Source organism: Streptomyces sporangiiformans (assembly GCF_005768555.2).
In the GTDB taxonomy this organism is placed as follows: domain Bacteria; phylum Actinomycetota; class Actinomycetes; order Streptomycetales; family Streptomycetaceae; genus Streptomyces; species Streptomyces sporangiiformans.
This window is the reverse complement of sequence record NZ_VCHX02000283.1, coordinates 1-12975: the sequence shown is the minus strand read 5'-3', so window position 1 is coordinate 12975 and position 12975 is coordinate 1. Positions and strand designations below refer to the sequence as shown.

The 12975-nt window shown below is 70.4% G+C and carries 7 protein-coding genes and 2 pseudogenes; 2 read left to right on the top strand and 7 right to left on the bottom strand.

What is annotated here, in order from left to right; translation table 11 throughout:
• Nucleotides 1-270 precede the first annotated feature (270 nt).
• Entirely contained in the window at nt 271-942 is a 672-nt protein-coding gene (locus tag FGD71_RS36435) for a GntR family transcriptional regulator (RefSeq protein WP_119104823.1), read from the top strand.
• 1044 nt (nt 943-1986) lie between these two features.
• Here FGD71_RS36435 and FGD71_RS36430 read toward each other — a convergent pair.
• The 4 genes and pseudogenes from FGD71_RS36430 to FGD71_RS36415 form a co-directional block, all read right to left on the bottom strand.
• A pseudogene (locus FGD71_RS36430) lies at nt 1987-4164 on the bottom strand ((Fe-S)-binding protein); the annotation flags it as partial.
• A 295-nt stretch (nt 4165-4459) separates the two neighbouring features.
• Complete coding sequence (locus FGD71_RS36425; protein ID WP_119104821.1) at nt 4460-5449, bottom strand: electron transfer flavoprotein subunit alpha/FixB family protein; 990 nt, start codon at nt 5447-5449, stop codon at nt 4460-4462.
• A complete protein-coding gene (locus tag FGD71_RS36420; protein ID WP_119104820.1) occupies nt 5446-6216 on the bottom strand; it encodes an electron transfer flavoprotein subunit beta/FixA family protein in 771 nt (256 codons plus the stop codon). Before FGD71_RS36420 ends, FGD71_RS36425 begins: the two co-directional genes overlap by 4 nt.
• Before the next feature lie 49 nt (nt 6217-6265).
• Nucleotides 6266-8770 (bottom strand): GcvT family protein, encoded by a 2505-nt coding sequence (locus FGD71_RS36415; protein ID WP_119104819.1) that lies wholly within the window; start codon nt 8768-8770, stop codon nt 6266-6268.
• 461 nt (nt 8771-9231) lie between these two features.
• Here FGD71_RS36415 and FGD71_RS36410 point away from each other — a divergent pair, with 461 nt between their 5' ends.
• Nucleotides 9232-10092, top strand: a complete 861-nt coding sequence (locus FGD71_RS36410; protein WP_119104825.1) for a bifunctional methylenetetrahydrofolate dehydrogenase/methenyltetrahydrofolate cyclohydrolase — start codon at nt 9232-9234, stop codon at nt 10090-10092.
• 286 nt (nt 10093-10378) lie between these two features.
• Here the strand turns inward: FGD71_RS36410 and mshA are convergent, their stop codons facing one another.
• The 3 genes and pseudogenes from mshA to FGD71_RS36395 all read right to left on the bottom strand — a co-directional run.
• The gene (gene mshA, locus FGD71_RS36405; RefSeq protein ID WP_181359346.1) at nt 10379-11755 is read right to left on the bottom strand and encodes a D-inositol-3-phosphate glycosyltransferase; all 1377 of its coding nucleotides are present in this window, start codon (nt 11753-11755) and stop codon (nt 10379-10381) included.
• 80 nt (nt 11756-11835) lie between these two features.
• Nucleotides 11836-12669 (bottom strand): annotated as a pseudogene (gene fdhD, locus FGD71_RS36400) (formate dehydrogenase accessory sulfurtransferase FdhD); the annotation flags it as partial.
• 59 nt (nt 12670-12728) lie between these two features.
• Nucleotides 12729-12975 (bottom strand): L-serine ammonia-lyase, iron-sulfur-dependent, subunit alpha (locus tag FGD71_RS36395; protein ID WP_181359345.1); only part of this gene is annotated, 247 nt, incomplete at its 5' end.

Genomic DNA, 12975 nt, shown 5'->3' with positions numbered 1-12975 from the left:
GGCGGAGCGCACACGTGCGCTCCGCCCCCCGGGCATTGCCGTATTACCGTCCCGCTGGGCAGGCGGGTGCACCAGCGGCGGCGCGCCCGCCGCGCCGGCGAACGCGAAGGCCATCATTGACAGCAGCTGGACGAGGAAGGAATGGTGTGGCGGCCCGGGTAGCCCTCCGCGTACGTGTTGGCCAACGCCGACCACAGCGAGCTGATATATTTGAAGTATGTCAGAGGCTGACGCCAACAGCCCCGCGCGAAGGAAGAGACGGCCGAAAAGATGAGCAGCTCCGAGGTCTCCACCGCGACTGATTCGGCGCCGATGTCATTGGCCGACCTGGCCTACGAGCGCCTTCAGGATCGATTGGTCATGCTCGACATCCGGCCCGGCGAGCCGATCAACGACAGCCAGCTTGCTGCGGAGATCGGCGTCGGACGCACTCCCGTTCGCGAGGCGCTCAAGCGACTCGAGACCGACCATCTCGTGGTGTCCTACCCGCGCCGGGGCACATTCGCCACCATCATCGACGTGACCGAGCTCGGCGCGATCTCCGACATCCGTGAGCAGCTCATGCCGTTCGCGGCACGGCGGGCCGCCGGCCATGCGAGTAGCGCCATGCGCGAGGAGCTGCGAGCCAAGGCCGACGAGGTGAGGAGCCTTGAGAGCCCTCGCGGTGATCGCACCGCAATGATGCGGATGGACATGTCGCTGCACCGGCTCATCTACAAGGCGGCAGGCAACCCACACCTCGAGGACGTGCTGATCCGCTACGACAACCTGGCCACCCGCATCTGGTGCCTGGTCATCGATCGGCTTCCTGACCTCGCACACCACGTCACCGAGCACACGGACCTGCTCAACGCCGTCGCTGACGGCGACGCCGACCGCGCCGAGCGTCTCACCCGCGAGCACATCGCCAGTTTTGCCCGTGAGATCCGCGGCGTGCTCTGACCGTCTGCGAGTTCGCCGCCCGGCTGCCGGACCGAGACTTCCACCCGCGCGGGGTGGGCGCCTGCATCTCGCTGTGCGGCGCCGCCCTGCCGCGCACCCGCTGCGCTGTACGAAGCGGCGCCGCGGCGCACCTGGAAACGCGGTCGGCCCCGCACCAGGGGCGACCGGCTGACCACCCCCGCCGAGCTTGCCGAGCGCGCGAAGAAGTCCGACTGGGAGCAGGCTGAGGTCGATCTGCGCGGGTGCACCGGGCGGCTGGTGCTGGTCCGTGGAAGAGCAATGCCCCCATGCCCGGAATCCGGCATGGGGGCACGCGTGCACGCGGTCTTTCGTCGGTCGGAGTGATCAGTCGTCGAAGAGGCCCTTCGGCTCCTCCGGGGCCTCGTGCTGCTCCGGCTCGGCCTCCGGTGCAGCGATGGGCTCCGGGGTCGGCGCCGGAGCCGCTGGCGTCGCCTCCGGGACGTCGAAGAGCGACCCGCTGGAGACCGGGTCGGCGGGTGGCTCGGCGGGTGCCTCGTCGAACAGTGAGCCGGCCGGGGCGGCCTGCACGGGCTCCGGCTCGGCAGTCGGCTCAGGACCGGGGGTGGCCGGCTCCTCCTGGATGTCGAAGAGGGATCCTGACGGCGCGGCCTTCGCGGTGGCTTCGGCTGTCGGCTCCGGCGTCCCGGTGGTCGCGGGCGCCGGTGCCTCGTCGGCCGGGATGTCGAAGAGCGACCCTCCCGGGGCGGTCGGCGCGGGAGAAGGTTCGGCTGTGGGCTCGTCGAAGAGTGAGCCGGCGGGGGCGGCAGGTTCGGCTGTGGGCTCGTCGAACAGTGAGCCGCCGGAGGTCGGTTTCGTGGGTGGCTTGGCGGGTGCTTCGTCGAAGAGTGAGCCGGCGGGGGCGGCAGGTTCGGCTGTGGGCTCGTCGAACAGTGAGCCGCCGGAGACCGGCTTGGCGGGTGGCTCGGCGGGGGCCTCGTCGAACAGCGACGCCCCGGCGGCGCCGGAGGCGGCGGGCTCGGCAGGAGCAGCGGCAGCCGGGGCAGCCGGGGCAGCCGCGGCGGCGGGAGCACCGGCGGGCGGCTTCTCCGCCTTGGTCGCGGACTCACCCTTGACCGAGGCGAGCAGCATCTGTGCGACGTCGAGGACCTCGACCTCCTCGCGGGCCCCGGCCTTGGCCTGGAGCGCCGTGACTCCGTCGGAGAGCATCACCCGGCAGAACGGGCAGCCGACCACGATCTGGTCGGCACCGGTGTCGACGGCCTCCGTGGTGCGGTTCATGTTGATCCGCTCTCCGAGGCTCTCCTCCATCCACATCCGGGCGCCGCCGGCCCCGCAGCAGAAGGACCGCTCCGAGTTGCGCTCCATCTCGACGTACGAAGCGCCCGGCAGCACCTGCAGCAGCTCGCGCGGCGGGCTGTAGACCTGGTTGTGCCGGCCGAGGTAGCACGGGTCGTGGTAAGTGATCGACCGCTGGTTCGCGCCGTCTCCGGGGGCGACCGGGGTCAGCCTGCCCTCGCGCACGAGCCGGTTGAGCAGTTGGGTGTGGTGGACGACCTCGAGCTCGATACCGAAGGCCTTGTACTCGTTCTTCAGTGTGTTGAAGCAGTGGGCGCAGGTCGCGACGACCTTCTTGACCTTGAACTCCTTGAAGGTCTCGACGTTCTCCTGGGCCAGGCCCTGGAAGACGAACTCGTTGCCGGCCCTGCGCGCCGAGTCGCCGGTGCAGGTCTCGCGGTTGCCGAGTACGCCGAACGAAACGCCGGCCATGTGGAGCAGCTCGGCGACCGCGCGGGAGGTCTTCTTGCCCCGGTCCTCGTAGGCGCCGGCGCAGCCGACCCAGAACAGCCAGTCGACCGACTCCAGCGACTCCAGGTCCTTACCGACCTCCTTGACCTCGAACGGCAGGCCCTTGGCCCAGTCCATGCGCGCGTTCGGCGACATGTTCCAGGGGTTGCCCCTGGTCTCAAGGGACTTGAAGAGCTGGTTGAGCTCGGAGGGGAAGTTCGACTCGATCAGTACCTGGTAGCGGCGCATGTCGACGATGTGGTCGACGTGCTCGATGTCGACCGGGCACTGCTCGACGCAGGCACCGCACGTCGTGCACGACCAGAGCGCGTCCTCGTCGATGACGAAGTCGCCACCCTCGGGGTTGTAGGACCCCTCGCCCGCGTCGCCCTTGCCGATCAGTGCCCGCTCGGCGTGTCCGGCCTGGCCGGCGGCCTTGAGGTAGGTGTGCTCACGCAGGCCCATCATCAGCAGCTTCGGCGAGAGCGGCTTCTCCGTGTGCCAGGCCGGGCACTGCGACTGGCAGCGACCGCACTCGGTGCAGGTGGTGAAGTCGAGGAGGCCCTTCCAGGAGAAGTCCTCGATCGCTCCGACGCCGAGCCTGGCGTCCTCGTCGAGGTCGTCGATGTCATCCAGGGTGACCGTCTTGCCGCCGACGGCGAGCGGTTTGACCGCGCCCAGCGCCGTACGGCCCGAAGACTCACGCTTGAACCAGATGTTGAACCAGGCGGTGAACCGGTGCCAGGCGATGCCCATGGTCAGGTTGCGGCCGATGACGATCAGCCAGACCATCGCCAGCGCGATCTTGAAGAACGCGATGAAGTAGACGAGGTTCTCGTTCGCGCCCTGGCCGGCCGGGTAGAGCGCGTCACCGAGCCAGGATGCGAGCGGGAAGTGCGCGCGGGTCGCGTGCTCATGGTCGGCGAGGTGGAACTCCGCGCCCCGGATGAACAGGATCGCCGCACCCTCGAGCAGGGCCAGGAACTCCACGAAGTAGGCCTGCCAGAACGTCGAGCCGAAGAACCGGCTCCCGCGGCCCTCGCTGCGGGGGTGGTGCTTCTGCCGGTAGAGGATCAGCCAGATGATGCCGACCGTGCTCAGCGCGCCGATGAACTCGCTGAACCACTCGAAGGGGTACCAGTGGCCCACGATCGGCCACGCCCACTCGGGGTCGATCAGCTGGAAGTAGGCGCCCAGCACCGCGGTGCTCAGGAAGAGGAACGCCGCGAAGACGAACCAGTGCATGACGCCGACCCAGGTCCATTGGAGCATCCGGGTGTGCAGCACGGTCTCCTTGAGCATGGTGACCGTACGAGCGCCCGGATCGTCGGTGCGGCTCGGGCTCGCGGGCTGGCCCATCCGGATCACCCGGAGCATGCTCCGGACAGCGGGGACCAGGACGAACAGGGCGGCCAGCGTGAGCGCCAGCGACGCCACCAGGGCGAAGATCTGCATCGGGGGCTCCTCAGGAACGGTCACGCCAGATGTCGCCGACGGCGGTCTCGGCGACTTCCCCATGGTCGACAGTGCGGAGGAGGCTGCGGCATCCCTTGCGGGCGCCGCAGCCTCGCTCCAGAGTGATGAGCTGCTTCTCAGCGGCCTTGCCGAAGTCAGCCGCGGTTCGGCCGCGCCCCGAAGGGGCGCGGGGAACTGCGCGACCAGCCACGATGGAGCCGCAGACGATCGACGGCCAATCGTGGCCCCGCGGCGGAGCCGCATATCGGCCCAGCCCGCGGAGCGGTGGCGCGCCTCACCCGGTCACCCCGCGCGACTTGAGCTCTTCGACGATCGCGGGGAGGACCTCGTGCATGTCGCCCACGACGGCGTAGTTCGCCTTGGTCATCATCGGCGCCTCGGGATCGGTGTTGATCGCGAGGATCGCCTTCGACGACGCGCAGCCGGCCCAGTGCTGGATGGCACCGGAGATCCCGCAGGGGATGTACAGGTCCGGGCTGATCCGGGAGCCGGTCTGGCCGACCTGCTCGTGGTGGGGCCGCCAGCCCAGCGAGGTGACCACCCGGGACACCCCGACCACGCCGCCGAGCAGCTCCGCGAGCTCGGCGACCGCGCCGAAGCCGTCAGGACCACCCGCTCCGCGCCCGGCACCAACGACGACCCTGGCGGACTTCAGCGAGCCGGAGTGGTCGACCTCCTTGGTGCCTGTCGCCACGACCCGCGCCACGAGGTCGGACGCGGCCACCTCCGGAGTCACCTCCACCCAAGCGGCGGGCGACGCGCCCGCCACCGGCGACGCGGTCCACGAGTGGCCGGCGACGGAGAAGACCGCGGGCCGCTGGTCGAGCTTCATCTCCTCCAGGGCCGCCCCGCCGACCACCTGCCGGGTCACCACGAACGGCTTCAGGCCGTGGAACGCGATCGCGTTGGCGGCCATGGGCACGCTGAGCCGGGCGGCCAGATGGGCCAGCACCTCGTTGCCCCGGGGCGAGCCCGCGGCGGTGACCACGACGGAGTTGGTCGACTCGCGGATCGCCTGCAGTGCCGCCGCCCAGGCGGCGCCGGAGTACGACGCGAACCCCTCGCCCACCGCCTGGTGGACCTCGGCCGCGCCGTGGGCGCCGAGCTCGGCTGCCATCGCGTCGCGGTCCTCGACCTCGCCGACCACGACCGCGCGGATGGTGATGCCGCCGCCCTCGGCCGCCAGCGACCGGGCGAAGGCGAGCGTTTCCAGCGAGATCTCGCTCGCGGCGCCGTTCTCGGTCTCGACCAGCACCAGAATCATCGGGTCACCCCCAGCTTCTCAAAGAGGTCCGCGACCGCCTTGGCCGCCTCCGTGCCCTCGCCCAGCACCTCGACCGTCGACGGCGCCGGCGGGGGCAGCAGCAGCCGCACCCGGCTCGCTCCGGCGGGCTCGGCCGACAGGGGCCGGGTCTCTATCTCGACCTTCTTGGCCGCCATCCGGCCCCTCAGCGTCGGGTAGCGCGGCTCCGCCCCGCCCTCAAGCACGGTGGCGACCGCGGGCAGCGGCAGCGAGTAGGTCTCCTCACCGTCGGGGCCGTCGCCGCGGGCGGTCAGATTGCCGTCAGCCACCTCGACCGTCGACACGCCGTTGACCACCGGCCGGCCGAGCGCGTGGGCCAGCCGGATGCCCACCTGGAAGTCGCCGCTGTCGGCGGCGTCGTTGCCGAGCAGGACCAGGTCGTACGTCGTGCCCGCGGCCTCCTTCTCGCGCACGACGTGGGCGATCTCCCGGGCCACGTCGGCCGGTCCCAGCCGGGCCGGCTCCGCCTCCACGAGTACGGCGGCGTGGCAGCCGAGCGCCAGCGTGTCCCGCAGCTGCTCGGTGGCCTCGGACGGGCCGACCGTCAGCAGTGTGACCGTACCGCCGGTCGCCTCGGCGGTACGGACCGCCAGCTCGACCGCACAGCTCTCGTGGTTGCTCACGGTGAAGCCGACGTACCTCCCGTCGACGCCCTGCTGGTCGTCAGTGAGCAGGACCTCACCGGAGGAGTCAGGGACCCGCTTGATGCAGACCAATACGTTCGTCATCGTTCACCTCTCGTGGCCTCGACAGTGCCGAGCACCGACAGCACTGCCATCAGCGGATCCGCTCGTTGTCCGGGTCGAAGGGCGGGGTGGCGTCCTGGCTGATCACGGTCACGGGGTAGAGCTCCTCCATGTAGGACACCGCGAGTTCGTTGCCGACCCGCGCCTGCTCGGGCGGCAGGTACGCCATCAGCAGGTGTTTGCCCAGCGAGGGGGCCGAGCCGGCGGCGGTGACGTAGGGGTGGTGCCCGTGCCCGTCGACGAGCGCCTCGCCTGAGCGGGTGGTGATCGGCTCGCCACCGAGCATGTACCGCTTCACCCCGGACGCCGAGGCGTGGTCGTCGACGGCCAGCGTGCACAGCACTGCCGCGGGCTCACTTGCGCGCTGGGCGAGGTAGGCCTCCTTGCCGATGAAGTCGGCGCCCTTCACCTTCGGCCGCTGCATGCCCGCCTCGATGATGGTGCGCTCGGCGTCGAGCTCGTGGCCGAAGGCCCGGTAGCCCTTCTCGAGCCGCCCGGTGGTCACGTAGACGCCGATGCCGACCGGGCGGGCGCCGTACGGCGCGCCCGTCGCGAGCAGCTTGTCCCACACCGCGGCGGCCTGGTCGAAGGAGACGTACAGCTCCCAGCCGAGCTCGCCGACGTAGGAGATCCGGGAGGCCAGCACGGTGATGCCGCCGAGGTCGATCTCGCGGCAGTTGAGGAACTTGAAGCCCTCGTGGGACACGTCCGCATCGGTCAGCTGCGACAGGATGTCGCGGGCCCGCGGGCCCCACAGTCCGATCGTGGAGACTCGGTCGGTGAGGTCCTCCAGGGACGCGTCGTCGCCGAGCTGGTCGGCGAACCACTTCTTGTCAGCCATGCCGTGCGCGCCACCGGTGACGACCCGGAAGTGGTCGTCGCCCAGGCGCATGACGGTGAGGTCGGAGCGGAACCCGCCCTTGCCGTCGAGTACCGGGGTGTAGATCACCTTGCCGACCGGCACGTCGCACTGGGCGACGCAGGTGCGCTGTACGGCGTCCAGGGCGCCGGGACCGGTGATGTCGAAGATCGCGAAGGCGGTCAGGTCGATCACGCCCGCGGCCTCGCGCATCCGCAGGTGCTCGGCGTTGATGATCGGGCTCCACCAGCGCGCGTCCCACTCGTGCTCGCGCGGCATCACGCGGTCGCCGTACACCTCGAGGAGGTCGGCGTTGGACTCGTACCACTGCGGCCGCTCCCAGCCGACGGCCTCGAAGAAGGCCGCGCCGAGCTTCTTCTCCGAATCGTGCATCGGGGAGAGCCGCTGCTCGCGGTCGGACTCGTACTGCTCGGCGGGGTGGACGATCCCGTAGGTCTTGATGAACGACTCGGTGGTGCGCAGCCGGGTGTGCTCGCGGCGCATCTGGTGAGGGTAGAACCGGGCGATGTCGCTGTGCGAGAGGTCGATCTCGCTGTGGCCGTGGGTCATCCACTCCGCGACCGCGCGGCCGACGCCAGGGCCCTCCTTGATCCACACCGCGGCCGCCGTCCACAGCCCCTTCACCTCGCTCTCACCGAGGATCGGGTTGCCGTCGCAGGTCAGCGACAGCAGGCCGTTGATCGCGTACCGCATCTCCGCGCCCTCGGCACCCAGCAACTCGGGCATCAGCTCGTAGGCCTGCTCCAGCTGCGGGTCGAAGTCGTCGGAGGTGAACGGCATCTCGGTGGGGCTGAGCTTGGACTGCTCGATGCTCGGGATGTCCTCCGGCTCGTGCAGGATCGCCCGGTGGGCGTAGGACCCCACCTCCATGTCCGCGCCGTGCTGGCGCTCGTAGCAGAAGGTGTCCATGTCCCGGACGATCGGGAAGTTGATCTCGCCGGGCAGGCCGCTCAGCTGCGGGCAGGGGCCGACGGAGATCATCTGGTGGACGGCGGGGGTCAGCGGGATCCTGATGCCGGCCATGTCGCCGATCTTCGGGCTCCACACGCCGCAGGCGATCACGACGTACTCGGCCTCGATGTCGCCCTTGTCCGTGCGCACCCGGCGGATCCGCCCGTCCTCGACGTCCATGCCGACCACCTCGACGTTGGGCACGCTCGTCAGCGCGCCGCTCGCGATGGCGCCGTCGCGCATGATCGTGCCCGCGCGCAGGGAGTCGACGACGCCGACGCTCGGGGTCCAGAAGGCGCCGATGAACTGGTCGGCCTCGATGAACGGCACCTTCTCCTTGACGAAGGCGGGGTCGACCAGGTGCGACTCGATGCCCCAGGCCTTGGCGCTGGACATCCGGCGGCGCAGCTCCTCCATGCGCTCCTCGGTGCGCGCGATTTCGAAGCCGCCGGATTCGGTGAAGACGCCCAGCTCCTTGTACTGCCGCATCGAGTCCAGCGTGATGTCGGTGATCTCGCGGGAGTGGTCGACGGGGAAGATGAAGTTGGAGGCGTGACCGGTGGAGCCACCGGGGTTGGGCAGCGGGCCCTTGTCGATCTGCACGATGTCGCGCCAGCCGAGCCGGGCCAGGTGGTGGACCAGGCTGTTGCCGACGATGCCGGACCCGATCACGACGCATTTCGCCTGCGGTGGGACCTCTGCCATGATGACCTCCCTCGAGGTGACACGCAACTGATATACTAGTCGTAAGCACGCTATATGGCAGGCCCTCTATGGTCAAGGGGCAATCTGTCGAACTTCACTCGGGCGCCCCTCGCGCGGCGGACTGGCCGCGCCCGACGTCCGCCGTGCAAGACTCGGCGGCCCTTGACAGGTGTGATCTACCGAGCTTCACTTCACTTATATATCAGTTAGATGTCAGTCGCCTGATGAGCGGGATGTACGTCGAGCAAAGAGCCGGTGTACGACGGCGACTGCGTGGTGAGCAAGGGCATCGCCTACGCGTGGCTCCCGCGGAGCTCGCCGCCTCCGGCACAACCGAGCACATCGGCTACTTCGACCAGAGCGTCGAGGCGGTCGTCGCCGAGGAACCCCTGTTCGGCCTGACCATGTCCCGCCTCCGTGGCCAGCTCACAGCGTCGACTTCGAGGGAAGGAACACCGCCGGTGAAAGCACAGCTGCTCGACGGCAAGGCGACCGCCGCCGACATCCGCCGCGAACTGGCCGAGCGCGTGGCCAAGCTGACCGCCGCTGTCGGCGGCCCGCCCGGGCTCGGCACCGTCCTGGTCGGTGACGATCCCGGAAGCCACGCCTACGTCTCTGGAAAGCACCGGGACTGCGCGCAGGTGGGCATCGCCTCCCTCCGCCGCGAACTGCCCGCCGACGCCACCCAGCAGCAGGTCGAGGACGTCATCGACGAGCTCAACGCCGACCCGGCCTGCACCGGCTACATCGTCCAGCTTCCGCTTCCGCGCCACCTCGACGCCAACGCCGTACTGGAACGCATGGACCCGGCCAAGGACGCCGACGGCCTGCATCCCGTCAACCTCGGCCGACTCGTCCTCGGCGTCGCGGCACCGCTGCCGTGCACCCCACGCGGCATCGTCGAACTGCTCCGCCGGTACGAGGTGCCGCTCGCCGGAGCGCGTGTGTGCGTGATCGGCCGGGGCATCACCGTCGGCCGCCCCATCGGACTGCTGCTCACCCGGCGCTCCGAGAACGCCACCGTCACCCTGTGCCACACCGGCACCAAGGGCCTGGCCTGGCATGTCCGCGAGGCGGACATCGTCGTCGCGGCCGCCGGCTCGCCCGGGCTGATCACCAAGGACATGCTGCGCCCCGGCGCGGCGGTCCTGGACGTCGGGATCACCCGCACCGACAACGGGCTGGTCGGCGATGTGCACCCGGAGGCCGCCCAGGTCGCCGGATGGCTCGCGCCCATGCCCGGAGGCGTGGGACCCATGACGCGGGCCATGCTGCTCGCCAATGTCGTCGAGGCCGCCGAGAGGAACGCGAACAGCGTATGAACGCGCTGAACACCCCCTGAACATCACCCTGGCTGGACACGTCCGACAAGCCCCGCACCCCCGTCGCCGAACTCCCCGAGCACCCCGACTGGCTGTGGCGCACCCCCGAGCCGAAGCGCTCGTCGGCTGTCCGGCGCACTGGCCGCTCGACGCGGCGACGGAATGCGTCTGAACGCCCTCGACGTGGATGGCCATGGCCATGGTCCATGCTGTGGGAGCCCCTGAGGGGCTCCCACAGCGCTCAGTGCGTTCGAATCCTGTCAGTGGTGTCAGGTGAGCCGCCCGCTCAGAACAGCGGGCGTGAATAATGCCGTTGGTCCATCGTCCTTGCGTACACGTCCACGGTCGCGGAGGCCGCCGTCTCCCAGCCGAAGGACCGGGCATGCCGGGCGGCCGCCTCTCCCATCCGGGTCGAGAGCGCCGGATCGTCGGCGAAGCGGCCCAGCGCCCGCGCGTAGTCGGCCGGGTGGTGACCCGGCACGAGCACGCCGCTCACCTCATTCCCAACGGCCACCGGCAGACCGCCCACCTCGGCCGCGATCACCGGCGTGCCGCAGGCCTGAGCCTCCAGGGCCACCAGGCCGAAGGACTCGCTGTATGACGGCATGACGAGGACGGACGCCGCCCGGTACCAGTCCACGAGCTGAGCCTGTTCGACGGGTGGGCGGAACAGAACCACATCGCAGATGCCGAGCCGTGCCGCCAGCTTCTGCAGGCTCTCCGGCTCGGCCAGGCCGGATCCGCTCGGGCCGCCCACGACCGGCACGACGAGCCGCTCGCGCAGCCGTGGCCGCTCTTGAAGGAGCCGGGCGACCGCGAGCAGCAGGACGTCCGGGGCCTTCAGGGGCTGAATGCGGCCCGCGAACAGCGGGACCAGCGCGTCGGGTGGCAGCCCGAGGCGCACACGGGCTGCCGTCCGGCCGGCTTCGACGCCGGAGGCGTCCGGCCGGAAGCGGTCAAGGTTCACGCCCGGGTGGACGACGGTGACCCGCGCGGCGTCGGCGTCGTAGTGACGGATCAGCTCGGCCGCCTCGGTGCCGGTATTGGCGATGAGCCGATCGGCGTCCGCCACGATCTGCGTCTCGCCTGCCACGCGGGCCGCCGGCTCGGGTCTGTCCCCTGCGGCGAGGGAGGCGTTCTTGACCTTGGCCATGGTGTGCATGGTGTGCACGAGCGGGACGCCCCAGCGCTCGGCGGCGAGCCGCCCGACGTGGCCGGACAGCCAGTAGTGCGAGTGGAGCAGGTCGTAGTGCCCGGGGTGCCGGTCGGCCCACGTCCGCATCAGACCGTGTGTGAAGGCGCACAGGTGCGCGGGCAGGTCTTCCTTGGCCGAGCCCTCGTAAGGGCCCGCGTCCACATGCCGCACGAGAACGCCGGGCGCGAGATCGACGACGGGCGGAAGCGCGGCGGAGGTGGCCCGGGTGAAGATCTCCACCTCGACGCCCGCGGCGGCCAGGCGCCTGGCCAACTCGACGACATAGACGTTCATCCCGCCCGCGTCGCCGGTGCCGGGCTGGTGCAGCGGTGAAGTGTGCACGCTGAGCATCGCGACGCGACGGGGGCGGCGCCGGGCGCTCGGGTGTCGCAGCCGGGGCAGGCCGACGCGGGTGCCGGCTTCGGTGCGGTCGCGGAGCCCTCCGGGCTGGGGCACGTACTGGCTCACCTCGTGCGTCCTCCTCGTGCTCGCTGTGAGCCTCCGGGCGAGGAGGAGACCGAGAGCGCGGTATCCGACGGTCGTGGCGGCGCCGACGGCAGGACCAGGCGATGCTCGCCCGCGTAGACGTTCATGGACGCGCCGCGCAGGAAGCCGACGAGCGTGAGCCCGGTCTCCGCCGCCAGGTCCACGGCGAGGGACGACGGAGCCGAGACCGCGGACAGCACCGGGATGCCCGCCATGACCGCCTTCTGCGCCAGCTCGAACGACGCCCGCCCGGACACCAGCAGGATGCTCCGGGACAACGGCAGGGCATCGGACTGGAGTGCGCGTCCGACCAGTTTGTCGACGGCGTTGTGCCGGCCCACGTCCTCCCGCAGGTCCAGCAGTTGGCCCTCCGCCGAGAAGAGCCCGGCGGCGTGCAGGCCCCCTGTCCGGTCGAACACCCGCTGCGCGGCGCGCAGCCGGTCGGGGAGAGCGGCCAGCAGATCCGGCCTGATCCGCACCGGGGGAGTGTCGGCGATCGGCCAGCGGGTGGTGGTCCGCACGGCGTCCAGGCTCGCCTTGCCGCACAGACCGCAGGAGGAGGTGGTGTACACGTTCCGCTCGAGCGTGATGTCGGGCACCACCACGCCGGGTGCGAGCCGCACGTCGACGACGTTGTAGGGGTTCGATCCGTCCCGCGTCGCCCCCGCGCAGTAGACGATTCCCGCGAGTTCCTCGGCCCGGCCGAGGACGCCCTCACTCACCAGGAAACCGGCCGCCAACGCGAAGTCGTCACCAGGCGTCCGCATGGTGATCGCCAGGGGTCTGCCGCCGAGCCGGATCTCCAACGGTTCCTCGGCGACCAGCGTGTCCGGCCGGGCACCGACAGCACCGTCCCGGATCCGCAGCACACGCCGACGCTCGGTGACTCGTCCCATGCCATCGCTCCCGGTCGCCTTCGTGCCGACGGCTGGATCAGACGCGTTCGCCGACCCGCTCAGCACTCGATGATGTTGACGGCGAGGCCGCCGCGGGCGGTCTCCTTGTACTTGACGGACATGTCGGCGCCGGTGTCCTTCATGGTCTTGATGACCTTGTCGAGGGAGACGTGGTGCCGGCCGTCGCCGCGCAGGGCCATGCGGGCGGCGGTGATGGCCTTGACGGCGGCCATGCCGTTGCGTTCGATGCACGGGATCTGGACGAGGCCGCCGACGGGGTCGCAGGTCAGGCCGAGGTTGTGTTCC

Bases quoted from the DNA above. Each gene is read 5' to 3' on its own strand.
- FGD71_RS36435 (WP_119104823.1), top strand. From the start codon at position 271: ATGAGCAGCTCCGAGGTCTCCACCGCGACTGATTCGGCGCCGATGTCA.
- FGD71_RS36425 (WP_119104821.1), bottom strand. From the start codon at position 5,449: ATGATTCTGGTGCTGGTCGAGACCGAGAACGGCGCCGCGAGCGAGATC.
- FGD71_RS36420 (WP_119104820.1), bottom strand. From the start codon at position 6,216: ATGACGAACGTATTGGTCTGCATCAAGCGGGTCCCTGACTCCTCCGGT.
- FGD71_RS36415 (WP_119104819.1), bottom strand. From the start codon at position 8,770: ATGGCAGAGGTCCCACCGCAGGCGAAATGCGTCGTGATCGGGTCCGGC.